The sequence below is a fragment of the Sporolactobacillus vineae DSM 21990 = SL153 genome, from assembly GCF_000377985.1.
Classification (GTDB): Bacteria; Bacillota; Bacilli; order Bacillales; family Sporolactobacillaceae; genus Sporolactobacillus; species Sporolactobacillus vineae.
Genome location: NZ_KB899045.1, coordinates 273,200 through 290,083, shown reverse-complemented (window position 1 = coordinate 290,083; position 16,884 = coordinate 273,200). Strand labels below are relative to the sequence as shown.

At 51.3% G+C, this 16,884-nt stretch carries 15 protein-coding genes and 1 tRNA gene; 2 read left to right on the top strand and 14 right to left on the bottom strand.

From position 1 onward, the window contains the following. Window positions 1-66: 66 nt before the first annotated feature. From eno to D889_RS0107445, 8 genes are all read right to left on the bottom strand, one after another. A complete protein-coding gene (eno, locus tag D889_RS0107480) occupies window positions 67-1,356 on the bottom strand; it encodes a phosphopyruvate hydratase (protein ID WP_010631933.1) in 1,290 nt (429 codons plus the stop codon). A 181-nt stretch (window positions 1,357-1,537) separates the two neighbouring features. Then, window positions 1,538-2,299, bottom strand: coding sequence for a triose-phosphate isomerase (gene tpiA / locus D889_RS0107475; protein ID WP_010631932.1), 762 nt, complete (start codon window positions 2,297-2,299; stop codon window positions 1,538-1,540). Between the two features lie 40 nt (window positions 2,300-2,339). Then, window positions 2,340-3,527 (bottom strand): phosphoglycerate kinase, encoded by a 1,188-nt coding sequence (locus tag D889_RS0107470; protein WP_010631931.1) that lies wholly within the window; start codon window positions 3,525-3,527, stop codon window positions 2,340-2,342. 159 nt (window positions 3,528-3,686) lie between these two features. Next, window positions 3,687-4,694 (bottom strand): type I glyceraldehyde-3-phosphate dehydrogenase, encoded by a 1,008-nt coding sequence (gene gap / locus D889_RS0107465; protein ID WP_010631930.1) that lies wholly within the window; start codon window positions 4,692-4,694, stop codon window positions 3,687-3,689. 24 nt (window positions 4,695-4,718) lie between these two features. Beyond that, entirely contained in the window at window positions 4,719-5,744 is a 1,026-nt protein-coding gene (locus D889_RS0107460) for a sugar-binding transcriptional regulator (protein WP_026039087.1), read from the bottom strand. 476 nt (window positions 5,745-6,220) lie between these two features. After that, a complete protein-coding gene (rpoN, locus tag D889_RS0107455) occupies window positions 6,221-7,528 on the bottom strand; it encodes an RNA polymerase factor sigma-54 (protein ID WP_010631928.1) in 1,308 nt (435 codons plus the stop codon). Window positions 7,529-7,646: 118 nt separating this feature from the next. Next, window positions 7,647-8,588 (bottom strand): magnesium transporter CorA family protein, encoded by a 942-nt coding sequence (locus tag D889_RS0107450; protein ID WP_010631927.1) that lies wholly within the window; start codon window positions 8,586-8,588, stop codon window positions 7,647-7,649. 362 nt (window positions 8,589-8,950) lie between these two features. After that, the gene (locus D889_RS0107445; RefSeq protein WP_010631926.1) at window positions 8,951-9,403 is read right to left on the bottom strand and encodes a CotD family spore coat protein; all 453 of its coding nucleotides are present in this window, start codon (window positions 9,401-9,403) and stop codon (window positions 8,951-8,953) included. A 222-nt stretch (window positions 9,404-9,625) separates the two neighbouring features. Here D889_RS0107445 and D889_RS0107440 point away from each other — a divergent pair. Next, window positions 9,626-9,700: transfer RNA gene (locus D889_RS0107440), tRNA-Arg, on the top strand. Between the two features lie 243 nt (window positions 9,701-9,943). Next, window positions 9,944-10,528 (top strand): ATP-dependent Clp endopeptidase proteolytic subunit ClpP, encoded by a 585-nt coding sequence (clpP, locus tag D889_RS0107435; RefSeq protein WP_010631925.1) that lies wholly within the window; start codon window positions 9,944-9,946, stop codon window positions 10,526-10,528. A 171-nt stretch (window positions 10,529-10,699) separates the two neighbouring features. On the opposite strand, the gene D889_RS0107430 is transcribed toward clpP, so the two are convergent. From D889_RS0107430 to D889_RS0107400, 6 genes are all read right to left on the bottom strand, one after another. Beyond that, window positions 10,700-10,957 carry an HPr family phosphocarrier protein gene (locus tag D889_RS0107430; RefSeq protein ID WP_010631924.1) on the bottom strand — a complete coding sequence of 86 codons (258 nt, stop codon included), beginning with the start codon at window positions 10,955-10,957 and terminating at the stop codon, window positions 10,700-10,702. Window positions 10,958-10,973: 16 nt separating this feature from the next. Further along, the gene (whiA, locus tag D889_RS0107425) at window positions 10,974-11,912 is read right to left on the bottom strand and encodes a DNA-binding protein WhiA (protein WP_010631923.1); all 939 of its coding nucleotides are present in this window, start codon (window positions 11,910-11,912) and stop codon (window positions 10,974-10,976) included. A gap of 29 nt (window positions 11,913-11,941) precedes the next feature. Next, a complete protein-coding gene (locus D889_RS0107420; RefSeq protein WP_010631922.1) occupies window positions 11,942-12,904 on the bottom strand; it encodes a gluconeogenesis factor YvcK family protein in 963 nt (320 codons plus the stop codon). An 8-nt stretch (window positions 12,905-12,912) separates the two neighbouring features. Further along, window positions 12,913-13,776, bottom strand: a complete 864-nt coding sequence (gene rapZ, locus D889_RS0107415; RefSeq protein WP_010631921.1) for an RNase adapter RapZ — start codon at window positions 13,774-13,776, stop codon at window positions 12,913-12,915. Window positions 13,777-14,117: 341 nt separating this feature from the next. After that, window positions 14,118-15,068, bottom strand: a complete 951-nt coding sequence (gene trxB, locus D889_RS0107405; protein ID WP_010631919.1) for a thioredoxin-disulfide reductase — start codon at window positions 15,066-15,068, stop codon at window positions 14,118-14,120. Between the two features lie 100 nt (window positions 15,069-15,168). Further along, entirely contained in the window at window positions 15,169-16,710 is a 1,542-nt protein-coding gene (locus D889_RS0107400) for a tetratricopeptide repeat protein (protein WP_010631918.1), read from the bottom strand. Between the last annotated feature and the right edge of the window lie 174 nt (window positions 16,711-16,884).

Here is a 16,884-nt window from a genome sequence, read left to right as displayed (position 1 = left end):
CGCAACCCGAAAACGGGACGGAACCGTTTTTTACATCCAGCCTTTAAAACGTTAAGGGACTGAATCTTATTTGATGTTGTAGAAAGAATCGTTGCCGAGATACTGAGAAACGTTGCCAAGATCTTCTTCGATTCTCATCAGCTGATTGTACTTGGCAATACGGTCTGTTCTTGCCAGGGAACCGGTCTTGATTTCTCCGGCGTTTGTGGCAACAACGATGTCGGCGATCGACGTATCTTCCGTTTCACCTGAACGGTGAGAAACAACGGCAGCGTAGCCGGCTTTCTGAGCCATTTCAATCGCATTCAGCGTTTCAGTCAGCGTACCGATCTGGTTGACTTTGATCAGAATCGCATTGGCAACACCAAGGTCGATACCTTTCTTCAGGTAATCTGTGTTGGTCACGAACAAGTCGTCGCCGACCAGCTGAACCTTGTCGCCGAGCGCCCTGGTCAGTTTCTGCCAGCCTTCCCAGTCGTTTTCATCGAGACCGTCTTCAATCGAGATGATCGGGAATTCTTCAACCAGTTTCTTGTAGTAGTCGATCATCTCATCGGTTGTTCTGACAACGCCTTCACCTTTGAAGTTGTACTTGCCGGTTTTTTCGTCGTACAGTTCAGAAGAAGCAGGGTCGATGGCCAGTTTAACATCCTTGCCCGGCTTGTAGCCTGCAGCTTCGATCGCTTCGAGGATCGTGTTCAGCACTTCTTCGTTGTTCTTCAGGTTCGGAGCAAAACCGCCTTCGTCGCCGACAGCGGTCAGATGGCCCTTCTTCGAAAGAACGGATTTCAGTGCGTGATAAACTTCTGCACCCATGCGGATCGCTTCGTGAACGGAATCGGCACCGACAGGCATAATCATGAATTCCTGGAAGTCGACACTATTGTCGGCGTGCTTGCCGCCGTTCAGGATGTTCATCATCGGCGTCGGCAGAACCTTGCCGTTGACACCGCCGAGATAGCGGTACAGCGGAATGCCGAGTTCATCGGCAGCCGCATTGGCAGCAGCCAGTGAAACACCAAGAATGGCGTTGGCACCCAGTTTGCCCTTGTTTTCCGTGCCGTCGAGATCGATCATTGTCTTGTCGAGAGCAACCTGTTCGGAAACTTCGAGGCCGACAACTTTCGGTGCAATCAGATTGTTCACATTGCTGACAGCCTTGAGTACACCCTTGCCACCGTAACGGCTCTTGTCGCCGTCACGCAATTCAACGGCTTCGTGTTCACCGGTTGAGGCACCGCTTGGTACCAGTGCGCGGCCGAAACCGCCGTCTTCGGTATTGATTTCTACTTCAACTGTAGGATTGCCGCGGGAGTCGAGGACTTCGCGTGCATATACATCCGTAATTAGAGACATCAGTATCTCTCCTTATTTTGTTTTGATATTTTAAGTACTGCTGCCGGAAACCGGCCGATGTCCGGACAAAGAACCGGTTCCGGAGCAAATCATTCTGATTCAATAGTGATTCAAATGCAAGGATTATCGACTAAGAACGTGCAGCCTGTGCACAACGTCGAAGCCATGCATCGTGCGGCAGTCAGGCCTTGGCGCCGTCCAGCAGAGCCAGGAACGATTCCGGCTGGAGGCTTGCGCCGCCGACAAGACCGCCGTCGATATCAGCCTGAGCCAGGAAATCCTTGATGTTGGCAGGTTTTACACTGCCGCCATACTGAATGCGAACTTTTTCGGCAGCATCTTTGCCGTACAGCCCGGCAATCGTTTCACGAATGAAATGGCAGACTTCTTCAGCAATTTCCGCAGTTGCGGATTTACCGGTGCCGATTGCCCAGATGGGTTCATAGGCAACAACAACAGACGGAGCCTGATCTGCAGGAACGCCGGCAAATGCCTTGGTGACCTGATTCTTAATCACAGCCTGCCATCTGCCGCCCTCTCGCTCGTCCAGCGATTCGCCGACACAGAAAATCGGCAGAAGATGATGTGCGAGTGCAGCCAGAACCTTTTTATTGACTGTATCGTCCGTTTCAGCGAAATAAGCTCTCCGTTCTGAATGGCCGATAATGACATAGTCAACACCCAGGTCCTGAAGCATAACCGGGCTGACTTCTCCGGTATAGGCACCGGATTCTTCAAAGTGAACATTTTCGGCAGCAATCTTCAGATTGGAGCCCTTCGCGTCGGCAACGATGCGGTCGAGTGCAACAAACGGTGCGGCAACCACCGAATCCACGATATCCGGAGAAGGCACTTTGTCCTTGACCGCTTCGACGAATTCATGTGCTTCTTTAACCGTTTTGTTCATCTTCCAGTTACCGGCAATAATCGGTTTGCGTGACATGTATGACACCCATCCTTTCTTGCAGTTCAATTACAAAAATTTATTCAGCGTCATTCAGTGCAGCAACGCCCGGAAGTATCTTGCCTTCCATCAGTTCAAGCGATGCACCGCCGCCGGTTGAGATATGAGTCATCTTGTCCGACAGATGGAACTTGGCAACCGCTGCAGCGGAATCGCCGCCGCCGATGATTGTGGTTGCATCGGTTGCTTCGGCCAGAGCCTTGGCAACTTCTTCCGTGCCCTTGGCAAACGGATCCATTTCGAAGACGCCCATCGGTCCGTTCCAGACAACCAGTTTGGACTTCTTAATGGCATCCGCGTACAAAGCAACGGTCTTCGGTCCGATATCGACGCCAAGCCAGCCTTCAGGGATCTTATCGATATCAACGGTCTTGACATTGGCATCAGCCGCAAATTTATCGGCAACAACCGTATCGATCGGCGTCAGGAAATTAACGCCCTTCGCTTTGGCTGTTTCGATAAATTTCCTGGCCAGTTCGAGCTTATCTGCATCAAGCAGTGATTTGCCGATGCCATAGCCCTGAGCTTTAACAAAAGTATAAGAAAGGCCGCCGCCGACGATCAATGTATCGACTTTGTCCAGCAGATTTTCGATGACGCCGATCTTGTCGGTAACTTTGGCACCGCCAATGATCGCCGTAAACGGATGCTTCGGATTTTCAAGCGAAGCGAGGAGAATCTTCAATTCCTTTTCCATCAGGAAGCCGGCAACTGCAGGCAGATAATGGGCAATGCCTTCAGTTGATGCATGAGCACGGTGAGCTGATCCGAAAGCATCATTGACATAAACATCAGCCAGTGAAGCAAACGCCTTGGCCAGTTCCGGATCATTCTTCTTTTCGCCTTTTTCAAAACGAACGTTCTCAAGCAGAAGCACGTCGCCGTCGTTCAGCTTGGCAACAGCTTTTTCAACTTCCGGTCCGACCACTTCGTCGGTCTTGGCAACCGGTTTGCCAAGCAGTTCGCTCAGCTTTTTAGCAACCGGATCCATCTTCAGAGAATCACGATTCTCCGGAGTCGGGCGGCCAAGATGGGAAGCCAGAATCAATTTGGCTCCGTGCTCGGTCAAATATTTGATGGTCGGCAGTGCGGCGACGATACGGGTATCATCGGTAACCGTCGTTCCATCGAGCGGAACATTGAAGTCGCAGCGGCAGAAAACGCGTTTGCCTTTGACATCAATGTCGCGAATTGTTTTCTTTGCCATTACAAAGCCCCTCTTTCTGCTTTATTCCAGTCCGGATCCGGCCCGTGTCCGGCTTTACGGCCGGCCGCGCCGGATCCAAATTGCCACATCATGATAAAATAGCGGAAACAAAGCTGTTTCCGCTATTCAGGTTCTATTCAAAAGTTTCTTCGGCAAACATTATTTGGACAGTTTGGCGAAGTATTCCAGAGTTCTTACAAGCTGTGAAGTATAAGACATTTCGTTGTCGTACCATGCAACAACCTGAACCAGCTGTTTGCCGTCGACTTCAAGGATCTTCGTCTGAGTAGCATCAAACAGAGAGCCGTAAGTGATGCCGATAACGTCGGAAGAAACGATCGGATCTTCGTTGTAGCCCAGAGTTTCGTTGGCAGCTTCCTTGATCGATTCGTTGATTTCTTCAACCGTCGTATTTTTCTTCAGCGTAGCGTACAGCAGAGTTGTTGATCCTGATTTAACAGGGACACGCTGAGCAGAACCGTCGAATTTGCCTTTCAGTTCAGGGATAACAAGCGCAACGGCCTTTGCAGCACCTGAAGAAGCAGGAACGATGTTTTCAGCAGCGGCACGGGCACGGCGCAGGTCGCCTTTTCTGTGCGGGCCGTCAAGAGTCATCTGATCGCCGGTATAAGCGTGAACAGTCGTCATCAGGCCTTTTTCGATGCCGAACTTGTCGTTCAGAACTTTAGCTACCGGAGCCAGAGAGTTGGTTGTGCAGGATGCACCGGAAATAACGGTTTCCGAGCCATCCAGCGTATCATGGTTAACGTTGAATACGATCGTCTTCATATCGCCCTTGGCAGGTGCAGAAATAACGACTTTCTTTGCGCCGCCCTTGAGGTGTGCTTCAGCTTTATCTTTAGAAGTAAAGAAGCCGGTGCATTCCAGAACGATATCGACGCCCAGTTCGCCCCAAGGCAACTGTGCCGGGTCACGCTGTGAAAGAACTTTGACCTTCTTGCCGTTGACTACGAAGTAGCCTTCCTCAACCTTAACTTCGCCGTCGAAACGACCCTGAGTTGTATCATATTTCAGCAGGTTTGCCAGCATTGCCGGATCTGTCAGGTCGTTAACTGCAACAACTTCCAGTCCAGGAACGTTCTGGATTCTTCTGAAAGCCAAGCGACCGATACGTCCGAAACCATTAATACCAACTTTTACTGTCATAACGAAGATGACCTCCTAAATGGTTTAAATATTTTTTAAAATCTCTTGCGCGGCGCCCTCATCCGTGACCAGCACGGAATCCGGACCCCTCTTAAAATAAGCCTTAATTGCCTCAGCCTTAGACTTGCCCCCGGCTACGGCAATCACGGACCGTGCGCCAAACAGGTCTTCCCATTGCAGTCCGATCGTCTGGACTTTGTGAATCACCCGGCCCGTCCGATCAAAGAAATAGCCAAAAGCTTCGGCCACAGCATGTTCCGTATCCACCTGTCTGAGAACCTCGACGCCTGAATGGCGGCGGAGTGCCATTGTTCTGGCACTGCCGATCCCGTGCACGACCATCGTCGCACTGTGAACAAGATCCAGAATGCGATGGATGCTCGGTTCTTCCATCAGGCTGTGATACGAGTCGTCACTCAGCTGGTCCGGAACGTGGAGCAGATGATAGTGTCCTTCAGCCTTCTCGGCCATTTTCGCGCAGATCGAATTTGCCTGGTTCTCGGCCTCTTCACCAAGTCCGCCTCTTGCAGAGACGAACAGAAGCTGCCGGTGAGGCTTTCGGAGCGGATGCATCATTTCCGCGACAGCCGCCAGAGTAGACCCTCCGGTTACCGCGATGATGTTATCCTCTTCCAGACAGCGCTCGATTTCCTTGACACAGGCAAGCCCGATCTCGTTTCTGACCAGTTTGAACTGATCACTGTCGCCGGATACGATGACTGCTCTTGGAACGCCTAAACAGCGTTCCAGTTTCTTCTCCATTTCCTTCAGGCCCGAAATGTCCTCCATGGCTTTACCCAGTTTCCGGACAAGTCCCTCACCCTGTTCCGTCAGGTACATGCCGCTTGACGCCATCTGAATCAGGCCTTGCCGGCTGAGAAATGTCACTTCGCCCCGCAGGACGCGTTCCGTCATACCAAGATGGGACGACAGACTGCGTCTTCCGATCGGCTGAAGAAAATGTAAGGATTGAAGAATACGGTAGCGGCTGGACATTATGTCTAAGACATCAGGGATGAGCTTTGTCTGAAGATCAAGCAAGTGTTCCACAGCGTCCCCCTCGATCGACTCAAAAGCGGTCTTAAAATGTCCCACATAAGTCATTTTATGTCCCATCTGCTCCATTGATCATGATATCAACTTTTCTCAGCGTTTACAAGCATAAAAATGTAAATGTTTTGTGTGATCTGCCTTTCGACGCAAATTTGTCACAACCATGGCAAGCCTTGATGCCATGCGTTTTCTTTCATAGTCGGAACTGTCAGCATATTTTGAAAATGATTCTCTCTCCAGGTGGTTATCCTCCCCCTTTTATCAGGATCATGTTCTGAAATAGACATGTTGAGTATTCCCCGGATTTCGCGTAATCAAACACAATCCCGGCATTTTCGACACGCTCAGGGCACTTATCAGGGACAATCCAAGTCCCATAGGCCAGGACAAGATTCGTCCGGGAGGCGAGAGGCGTCCCATGTATTTTGTGAATAATTTCTCATAAACAGTGTTAAACAGCGTGACTCGTGTCTTCAGCGCACCCGCCGTTCGGCCGTCGAACCGATGCCGGAGTTCATCCGGTACTTGGCAACCACCCTTCTGGAACAGTGCAGATTCTCCGCGGCCAGCAGTCGGACCAGCTGTGCATCAGAATAAGGATGCCGGGGATCCTCCCGGCCGATCCAGTAGCGAATGCGGGCCAGTATCTGAAAGGACGAAATCGTATTCTGCGCCGGTCTTAACGCACGAACAAATAATTTTTTCATCGGCAGCAAGCCATAAGGCGACTGGACATATTTATTGGCAACCGCACGGCTGACCGTGGATTCACTCAGTGAGAGACGCTGCGCCGCCGCTTTCATTGGAAAAGGCCGCAGCGCTGCCTCACTGCCTGTCTTCAGAAAGGCTTCCTGTTCGGTCATCAGCAATTCGGTCAGATGGACCAGTGTCTGCTTGCGCCTTGAAATGCCGGAGATCAGCCAGTCTGCTTCCGCCTTTTTTTCACGCAAGTAGCGCCTCGTCTCGCTGTCGGCTGCATCCATATAATTCATGTAATTCTGACTGTCCAGCGAAATCACCGGAAGATCCCGGTCTTCCAGTTCACAGCGCAGTCCCTCGTCACTTTTAAGAATCGTAATATCCGGAATGATATACTGAGCCGGCCCGGTCTGCACAGTGTCGACAGGAGCAGGATTAAGTCCGCGGATCACGGCCACCGCACGGCTGATTGCCTCTGGTGATGTGTGCAGCGCGGCGGCCAGTCCGGACCAGTTTCCAGACAGGAAGCAATCCGTATGTCCGGTCAGAATGGCTTCTGCCAGCGGCTGCGCCGGCGTCATCCGCTTCAGCTGCAGGAGCAGGCACTCCGTCAGCGTCCGCGCCCCGATGCCGGCCGGCTCCAGCGACTGAACCGCATCCAGGGCAGCGCCCGCCGTTTCCGGTTTGAGTCCGTATCCGCCAAGCAGTGCTAACGGATCAGCATCAAAATAGCCCTTTTCATTCAAGCTATCGATCAGAAAATCCGCAGCGGCCAGGGTCACTTTTTCCAATGTCAGCTGGTGCAGATCGTGATGGAGTTCCTCTCTGAAATCGGCTGCAGAGGCAATCGTCTCTTCAATGACATCCGTTGTACTGCGGCTCTCTTCACGCCACTGCCGCGAGCCTGCAGAAACATCTGCCGGCCGGACGGATGCCGTATGGATCAGGGGATTCTCCAGCGCTTTCTGAGCCACAAAATCAACGAGCTGATGATTGTTCAGTTGCAGGAGTTTGACCGATTGATAAAGTGCCGGCGCCAGCTTCTGTTTCAGCGACTGTTTCTGTACCAGTGAAAGACCCACCGCGATCACCTCCTGACACTCATTATACCAGAGCCGCAGCCGGAGTGGCTACGCTTCCATTTTTTAGCTGGGATAAAAAAAGAGCAGAGTCTGCTGACTCCACTCGAGAAGATTTTGATTAAAAGTATTTCTTTTTCCAGAAAAACAGAGCCGTGACTCCGGACAGAATCAGGGCGATCATAAACGGGACCCAGAACGAATGGGCTTCGCTGGCAAATGGAATGTTCTGAACGTTCATTCCGTAGAAACTGGCTACCATCGTCGGGATCGACAGGACGATCGTCACGGTCGTCAGAAACTTCATGACCACGTTGACGTTGTTTGAGATGACCGAGGCATAGGCATCCATCATGCCGCTCAGAATGTTGCTGTGCACCTCCGACATTTCAATCGCCTGTTTGATCTCGATGATGACGTCTTCCAGCAAGTCCTGATCGTCCTCGTACATTCTCATAAACCGCTGCCGCGTCATCTTCTCCATTACAATATTGTTCGACTTCAGAGAGGTCGTGAAATAGACCAGCGTCTTTTCGAGCGCCAGCAAGTTGAAAAGTTCCTTGTTGCGCATCGATTCATGCAGTTCGCGCTCGATCAGCGACGTGCGCCGGTCGATCGTCTTGAGGTATCTCAGATAATAGCGGGCAATCGCATAGAGAATCTGTAAAGTAAAGCGTGTCTTTTTATAAGTAAAAAAATTTCTGATCTTATTATTGACAAAGTCGTCGATGATCGGATTGCTCTGCAGGCAAACCGTGACAAAATAAAACGGCGTCACGATCATGCCGAGCGGGATGGTGTCATAAGGAGCAGAATCCGATTCATCCTCAACAAGGACCGGAAAATCAACAATGATCAGCACCGTATCGTCTTCCTTTTCGATACGGGACCGTTCATCATCATCCAGTGAGTCGCGAATGTAATCGGAAGGAATGCCGGTTCCCCTGACAATCTTTCCAATTTCAAATTCTGATGGCCGGGTTAAGTTGATCCAGCACCCCTTGGCCAGTTCATCTTTCTTAATCAAGTTATCTTGCTCATCGGTCAGGTAAATATCAATCATCCTGCCGCCTCCTCTTGAATTGGAGGAAGCTCAGACATACCGGTCAGGCACAGGACGGCCGGTCACTGAAGAACTGCCGACAGCCGAACGATATGGAAACTTCCCCCTTACTATGCCCGGGTCCGGGTTTCTGATGAGACGAACTGTCGGAACTCATTCAGTAATCAACTCCCTTTTACTCTGGTTTATCCGGCTTGAAAACCGCGTGGCGTTTCCAGCCAACATGTTCTATCATACATTGCGGGCCAGAATAAAACAATTCTAAATAAACTTTGACTTTTTCCGGACAGCGGGATTTGTCGCGCACCGAACAACCGGACCTCTGGCCATCAGAAGTCCGGTTGGGTCTTTCCATATGGATTTCAGCAGTGCGGTTTCGGAAAGCACGGATGTCCGCATTGAACGTTGATATGTCGTTCATCGCAGCATTGCGACATCGTATGCGGATAAAAGTGCTGGTGCTCATAAATGTAGTGTGTCCGGATGCGCGTATGCATCGGGTGAATATGGCGGACAATGACCGGTTTGTAAATGTCCTGGACATTGACGTCTTGCGGATCGTAGACCGCCCCCGCCTGAGTGGGCGGACAATGCAGTGTATTCCCGGTGACCGAACCTTTCCCCATCACCGGAAAACCGGCCGGCTTTTTCCCGTACGGACTGGTGACCGTTTTATGGACGGCCGCCGGTCCCACCGCATGAGCGGGGTGCCAGTTTGGCACGTTCGCTGCCGGTTTCATCCCGGGATAATTATTTTGGCACGGAGCATAGGGATTGGACGGGGTCGGGTTATTGGAATAAGGTGATACCTCCAAATTTGTTCCTCCTCACAAATTTAAGTACATTCATAGCCTATGAGCAGGGAAAACGCCTTGCCTTAATGGATTAACCTATTTTTTCCGGGACACCTGAAATTGGGCGGGCGAATGTTCGGAGCGGTGCACCGGACATTTTTTTCATCCAGGGGTTGCAAAATGACCGGCAATCGCTTAAAATTAACAGATGTCAGTGAAGATGTACTTTAATTTTGCAGATATGCGCTCGTAGCTCAGCCTGGATAGAGCAATGGTTTCCGGTACCATGTGGCGGGGGTTCGAATCCCTTCGAGCGCACTGACTGGAAGACCGCGCTTCAGATCAATTCTGAGCGTGGTCTTTTGTTATTGTTTCGAAAAGTGCACTGCCGGACATTTTCCATAAAATGGATCACGGCTGGATTTTCGGCTTTATCGGCTGGATTTTCGCTCGTGACGGCCGGATTTCGGGAGATAAAATTTGACCTATACTGACCTTTAATGTATGATTATCCTTGGTCAGACAGAAAATCACTTTTAGATCAATGAGGAGGTAGCATCAATGCCTTTAATTCCTACAGTTATTGAACAGACAAATCGCGGTGAACGGGCATACGATATTTACTCACGGCTGCTGAAAGACAGAATCATCATGCTGGGTTCGGCAATCGACGACAATGTCGCCAATGCGGTTGTGGCGCAGCTGCTTTTTCTTGCCGCCGAAGATTCCGAAAAAGATATTTCCCTGTACATCAACAGCCCCGGCGGATCGATTACAGCTGGCATGGCGATCTACGACACGATGCAGTACATCAAGCCGAAGGTCTCGACCATCTGTATCGGCATGGCCGCATCCATGGGCAGCTTCCTGCTGATGGCCGGTGAAAAGGGCAAGCGCTATGCACTGCCGAACAGTGAAATCATGATCCACCAGCCGTCCGGCGGCATGCAGGGACAGGCTTCCGATATGGAAATTCACGCGAAACGGATTCTTCAGATCCGTGAGAAACTGAACCATATCTATGCAGAACGCACCGGCCAGCCTTTTGAAGTCATCGAAAGAGATACCAACCGCGATAACTTCATGTCGGCTGAAGAAGCCAAGAAATACGGCCTGATCGACGAGATTCTTGTCAATGCAAAATAATTTGTCATGTAAGGCAAACAGCCTGCGGCGCACAAAATGCGTTGCAGGCTGTTTTTTTACTTTTTGAAAACAGATCATATTCAGATGCCCTTCATGTGTAACTTCACAGAGCAATGATTCGAAATGCAACTTTTTATCGTCTCAATAACAGCGCTTACAATTTACCGAACTCTATTCGGCCTTTTCAACCAGACCCGATAGAACTGCAATGGCTTCATTCTCATCCGGTCCGTCCGCCGACAGAATAAAGTGGTCGCCGAATGCCGGAGCAACGCCCATGACACCCATGATACTCTTCACATTGACGATTCGCCCGTCTTTTTCGAGCGTCAGATGTGAGGAGAACTGGCTCGCTTCCTGGACGAACAAAGCCGCCGGGCGTGCCTGAAGGCCATTTCTCAGCTGTACCGTCACGGTTTTCTTAATCATCAGCCTCACCCCCTTTTTATACCTGTCCCTGCCGGATCCGGCTGGCGATCCGGTCAATTTTTCGGAACCGGTGATTGATGCCTGATTTGCTGATCGGTGCGCCACTGACGAGTTCACCCAGCTCTTTCAGGGTAATATCCGGATTCTGAAGCCGGAGTTCAGCAATTTCCCGCAGCTTATCCGGCAGTTCCTGAAGCCCGATCTGCTTTTCGATCAGTCGGATATTCTCCACCTGGCGTGTTGCCGCGTCGACCGTCTTATTCAGGTTGGCCGTTTCACAATTAACAAGCCGGTTGACTGAATTGCGCATGTCTTTGACAATCCGGATATCCTCAAAATAGAAGAGCGCCCTGTTGGCACCGATGATGCTGAGAAAATCTGTAATTTTCTCTCCTTCTTTCATATAGATGATATACCCGTTTTTCCGCGGCAGCACTTTCACATTCAGTTCAAATTTATTCATCAGTTTAGCCAAAGAATACGTATGTTCTTCATAATTCGAAAATATTTCCAGATGATAAGACGATTCGGGATGATTCAGCGATCCGCCGGCGAGAAAGGCACCGCGCAAATACGACCTGCGGCAGCATTTTTTCCGGATCAGTTCCGGGGCAATCTCCCGGGTAAACTGACTCGTCTCGTCAATGATTTTCAGATCGCGAAGGAAACGGCCCGCCGTCTCTTTCAGGCGGACAATATAGACATTGTTCTTCTTCAGTCTCATTTTCCGGCGAACGAGAATCTCGATCTGATAATCCTTGTAGACCTGCTTGATCAGGCGATAGATGCGGCGTGATATTGCGGCGTTCTCAGTCGCAATATCCAGCTCGATCCGCTTGTTGCGGATTGAGACAAATCCGTTCATCCGCGTCAGGGCGGCCAGTTCAGCGCGCGCACAGCAGTCATCGACATCAAGTGTAACCAGCTCTCTCTTCGTATCTGCAGCAAATGACAAGACCCGGCACCCCTTTCGTCGGTCTGGGCTCAGACTTTTTTCTTCGTAAACAGTGTCATCAGCAGTTTGGCGACCGCTGCTTCATTGTGGCGGATCACGCCGCCCTTCGTCCGGATCAGCGGTGCTGAGATCACATCAAGACCCATCTGTTCCAGACGATCACGATCGACCGACACCGGTTCTGCACATTCACCGGCATAGGCGTCCAGAATCGACGGCGCGATCGGCTGGTTATTGGCCAGTATCGTGTTGATAAACGGTTTGCCGACATGACGGTGAATCGCCGCAATATGATCTGAAGCCGAATACCCGTCCGTTTCGCCCTTCTGTGTCATCACATTACATACGTATACCTTTCGCGCCCGTGAGCGAACCACTTCTTCGGCGAGCTCCGGGACAAGCAGATTCGGGATGACGCTTGTGTACAGGCTGCCGGGGCCAAGCGTGATCAGGTCGGCCTCCCGAATCGCTGCGACGCTTTCCGGCAGTGGACGGATGTTATCCGGTTCCAGAAAGACATGTTCAATCTTTTTATTCACCGTCGGAATGGTGGATTCACCCTCCACCACGCTGCCGTCATTCATCACCGCGCCAAGCACGATGCCCTGGTCGGCAGCCGGCAGAACTTCGCCGTGAACATTGAGAATATGGCTCATTTCCCGGACGCCCTTGACAAAGTCGCCGGTAATCGACGTCAGGGCAGCGATCAGCAGGTTCCCCATCGAATGACCGTTCAGACCGGCATCTGTCTTAAAACGATGCTGCAGCAGTTTTTCAAAAATAGGTTCCACATCTGAAAGGGAGACCAGGCAGTTGCGGATATCTCCCGGCGGCGGAATCTGGAGCTCGTTGCGCAGCATCCCGCTGCTGCCGCCGTCGTCCGCCACCGTTACAATGGCCGTAATATCAATCGGATATTTTTTCAGGCCGCGAAGTACGGACGGAAGCCCGGTACCGCCGCCTATGGCCACAACTTTCTTACGATCCGTCATCTTTTTACTTATCCTCTCTCTATGTCCCGGTGCGATACACTGGTCGGATAATCCGCGGAAAACTTCTTCCCGAGCCACTCGGCAAGGGCGACCGAACGGTGTTTGCCGCCCGTGCAGCCGATCGCAATGACGATCTGTCCTTTCCCTTCGCGTTTGTATTGCGGAAGCATGAACTGCAGCAAATCCGTCAGTTTCTTTAAAAATTGCTGCGTCTCCGTCCATTTCAGCACATACTCCGATATATCCGCGTCCAGACCAGTCCGGTCACGCATATGCTTCACGTAATAAGGATTCGGGAGAAAGCGCACGTCGAAGACAAGATCGGCATCCATCGGCAGACCGTATTTGAAACCGAAGGACAGCAGATTAACACGAAACGTCTCGCTTTCCTTTCCGAAATCACTGATAATCTGATCCCGAAGCTGGCGTGACGACAGTGCCGACGTGTCGATATAATACTGAGCCAGTCCTTTGACCTCTTCCAGCTTCCTGCGTTCCAGTCGGATGCCCTCAACCGGCCTTCCCTTTGGAGAAAGCGGGTGCGAACGGCGTGTTTCCTTATAACGTCTGACCAGTGTCTGATCGTTAGCATCCAGAAACAATATCTTTGGTTTGATTTTTTCAGACTTGCTGAAGACGTTCAGTGATTTGAGCAGCGAGTCAAAAAATTCACCGCCGCGCAGGTCCATCACCAGCGCCAGCTTATTCAATTTTTCCGAATCGGACCCTTCGATCAGATCCATGAATTTAGGCATCAGCGTCGGGGGGAGATTGTCGATACAGAAATAGCCCATATCTTCAAAGATGCGCGTAGCTACCGTTTTCCCGGCGCCCGACATCCCGGTAATAATCACAACTTGAATGTCTCTCATCGTTCTCCCCGCCCCGTCACTAAATAATTCGTCAGTCTCAGTTCCGGTCCGCAGGCCGGTTGCTGTACTTAACAACAGTATACTCGAAAACAACGGGTTCAGGAAGCGGCGCACTCACAATCCGGTGTCTGCCGGGCGAAAACGGGCGGCAGGGCCACGATGATTCAGCACAATCCCACGGAAATTTTCCAAAAAAAGAGGTGCAGAACTGAATCCGCACCATAAAAGCATCCTATTTAATAAAAAGGGGGGTCAATTTCTATAATTTATTATACCGCCCGAATATTGCAGATTAATGACAGACACATTAAGGCAAAGTGAATCTCTGCACTTCTGCGCTATCAGCCGACAGCTGACTGGTCCTTCAGTTTTTCAACAAATTTCTGGGCATTGTCCGCGGCAATACTGCCGTCCCCGGTTGCCGTGACGATCTGGCGCAGTTCCTTCTGGCGGACATCGCCGGCAGCAAAAATTCCGGGAACGCGTGTCTCCATCTGTTCATTCGTCACAATATAACCGTGCTCATCGGTGATGCCGAGTTTCTCAACAGCTTCGGACAGCGGGTTCATACCGACATAGATAAAAACACCGTCCGCAGGAAAATCGGTGACTTCCCCGGTTTTTTTATTCTTGAGCGTCAGGCTGGTTACCTTGCCGTCTTTTCCGTTGATTTCGGTGCAGACGGTATCCCAGATAAACTCAACCTTTTCATTATTAAATGCGCGGTTCTGAAGAATCTTCTGAGCACGCAGCTGGTCACGGCGGTGAATGATCGTGACTTTCGCGGCAAAGCGGGTCAGATAAGTGCCTTCTTCAACGGCGGAATCGCCGCCGCCGATCACTGCCAGATTTTTCCCCTTGAAAAACGCACCGTCGCAAACGGCACAGTACGATACACCGCGGCCGGCCAGTTCTTTTTCGCCGGGCACACCGAGTTTACGATATTCCGCACCGGTCGTCACGATCACCGTCCGGGCCTTGTAGGTTTTGCTGCCGCAGTCAACCGTCTTGAAATCTTCTCCATCTCTGATTTCTTTAATATCCCCATAGGCGTATTGGGTGCCGAATTTCTTCGCATGGTCAAACATCTTGTTCGCCAGGTCGGGGCCGAGGATCGATTCGAACCCCGGGTAATTCTCAACTGCTTCGGTATTGGCCATCTGACCGCCGGGCACGCCGCGCTCGATCATCAGCGTGTCCATGTTGGCGCGAGCCGCATAAACAGCCGCCGTCATACCTGCCGGGCCGGCTCCCGCAATAATCACATCATAAATTTTGTCCTGATCTGCCACTTAAGATCCCGTTCCTTCCTGAGCAGATTATAATAATTATTATCTGTTCATTTGATAATTCTATGCTAAAGAAACGGAGCAACAAAGTCCAGCATCCTGCTCAGGCTCTGAAATCCGCTTCGTTAGTTCGATGCAACTGTTTCTCTTCCCACTGATTGTCCAGCGCACGCGTCAGTTCAGCCACATGCTTGCGGATCCGGTAGACCGTTGTCCCGGCCTTGCTTGCCACGTCCTTCTGCGACACGTGGTTGCCGAACTCTTTCTTCCACAAATAGTACAGCGTTCCGGCCCATCCCTGCCGATCTGTGTTCCTGTCGCTGCCGATCAGTGCGTCGACGATCAGCCAGAAGCTGTAAAGCTCCGGATGTTTCATCGTTTCCTGCTCGCCGCCGGTCAGCGATTCAACAGAACGCATGATGGCCAGCCGCTCGTCACGCTGCGCCGACTGCCTTTCATTCAGAAAACGGCCGGCAATATTGCTGACGGTTGCGTCCGTGCTATGCTGTGCCGCCTGTTCCAGCATCTGCTCGTCGTTGAAACCCGCACTGTAAAATAAAGCAAAGAGCTGATAAGGCCTGCCGCCGTCCTGAATTTCCTTGCCGATCAGATCCCGGATCATAAAATTATTCCGGGCAGCCGGGTCAAACATCAGTTCCTGAATTTTTGCGTATTTAAAGGGATGAAAAGGTTTGTCACTGAAATAGTCGACTTGTTTCCAGCAGGTTTCAGCCTCCTCCAGACGGCCCGTCCGGCAGGCAGCCAGCGCCAGCCAGAAAAAGAAGACCTGGTCGCAGCGGACGCCTCTTCGCTCCGCACATTTCAGCCAGTAGTAGGCTTTCGGGTAGTTGCCCGCAAACAGGAACGTCGATCCGAGTTTTCCGCAATGTTCCGGATTCATCGGATAGATGTTGTCCAGCCGATCAAGCACCGCCTTCCATTCACCCGTCCGGCCGGTCTGATGAAAGAATGCGGCCAGGTTGCACAGCGCATGGATGTTCCCCGGATCTTTCGCCAGTACTTCTTCGACTTCCTGTATTGCCTGATCCGCAGCGTCCATGGAATAATAGGCAACCGCCAGATTATTGCGGGCAGGCAGGTAATCTGGCTGCTCATGGATCACTTTTTTAAACCAGTATACGGATTCCTCAAACCTTCCGTGCTCGAGCGCCGCACGGCCACGTTCATGGAAACCGACATAAGACGGTTCCTGTTCCTGAACCGACTTGCCGTCTTCAGACGTCAGCATAGCGTAGAGTTCCCGTGCTTCGTGGTCGAACACCCCATGCGGCTCCAGCGCCATATAGGTTTTGACTTCCGACAGCGCGGCCTCAAAATCGCCGAGATACGCATAATTATTGGCGATAAAAAAGTAACATTCCGTCATCCGGCCGTCCAGTTCGTGCACCACTTTCTTGAGCAGACTGATCGACGGCTCGTAATCCTCAAGTTCAGATAAAATAGCCGCCTGCTGGCAAAGGTACTCAACCTCATTGGGTTTGATCCGCAGTGCCCGGTCAAGCAGTTTTCTCGCCTGCTCCAGTTCGCCCTTCTGATAGCAGGCCATCCCCTTCTGATAGAAAAAATCGCCGTCCATCCGAAGCGGAATCACCTGCGCATGGTGCAAATGATCTTCTTTACTCATTAAATCTTAAGCCTCCGTGTAACCTGTTCTACTCTGTAGACAGTATAGCATATTTAATTTGCGGGTTAACCAGTGAAAATGCAGGTGACAGAGCAGCTGGTTCATTCACGGCTGCTTACGGTTCAGAGCGCTGCGCTGAACGTTCCTGACCGCATGGCGAAGCAGGCGAAGAAA

Excerpts from the sequence above, each read along its gene's own strand:
- eno (WP_010631933.1), bottom strand. The coding sequence starts at position 1,356 with ATGTCTCTAATTACGGATGTATATGCACGCGAAGTCCTCGACTCCCGC.
- tpiA (WP_010631932.1), bottom strand. The coding sequence starts at position 2,299 with ATGTCACGCAAACCGATTATTGCCGGTAACTGGAAGATGAACAAAACG.
- D889_RS0107470 (WP_010631931.1), bottom strand. The coding sequence starts at position 3,527 with ATGGCAAAGAAAACAATTCGCGACATTGATGTCAAAGGCAAACGCGTT.
- gap (WP_010631930.1), bottom strand. The coding sequence starts at position 4,694 with ATGACAGTAAAAGTTGGTATTAATGGTTTCGGACGTATCGGTCGCTTG.
- D889_RS0107450 (WP_010631927.1), bottom strand. The coding sequence starts at position 8,588 with ATGATTGATATTTACCTGACCGATGAGCAAGATAACTTGATTAAGAAA.
- clpP (WP_010631925.1), top strand. The coding sequence starts at position 9,944 with ATGCCTTTAATTCCTACAGTTATTGAACAGACAAATCGCGGTGAACGG.
- D889_RS0107430 (WP_010631924.1), bottom strand. The coding sequence starts at position 10,957 with ATGATTAAGAAAACCGTGACGGTACAGCTGAGAAATGGCCTTCAGGCA.
- D889_RS0107420 (WP_010631922.1), bottom strand. The coding sequence starts at position 12,904 with ATGACGGATCGTAAGAAAGTTGTGGCCATAGGCGGCGGTACCGGGCTT.
- rapZ (WP_010631921.1), bottom strand. The coding sequence starts at position 13,776 with ATGAGAGACATTCAAGTTGTGATTATTACCGGGATGTCGGGCGCCGGG.
- D889_RS0107400 (WP_010631918.1), bottom strand. The coding sequence starts at position 16,710 with ATGAGTAAAGAAGATCATTTGCACCATGCGCAGGTGATTCCGCTTCGG.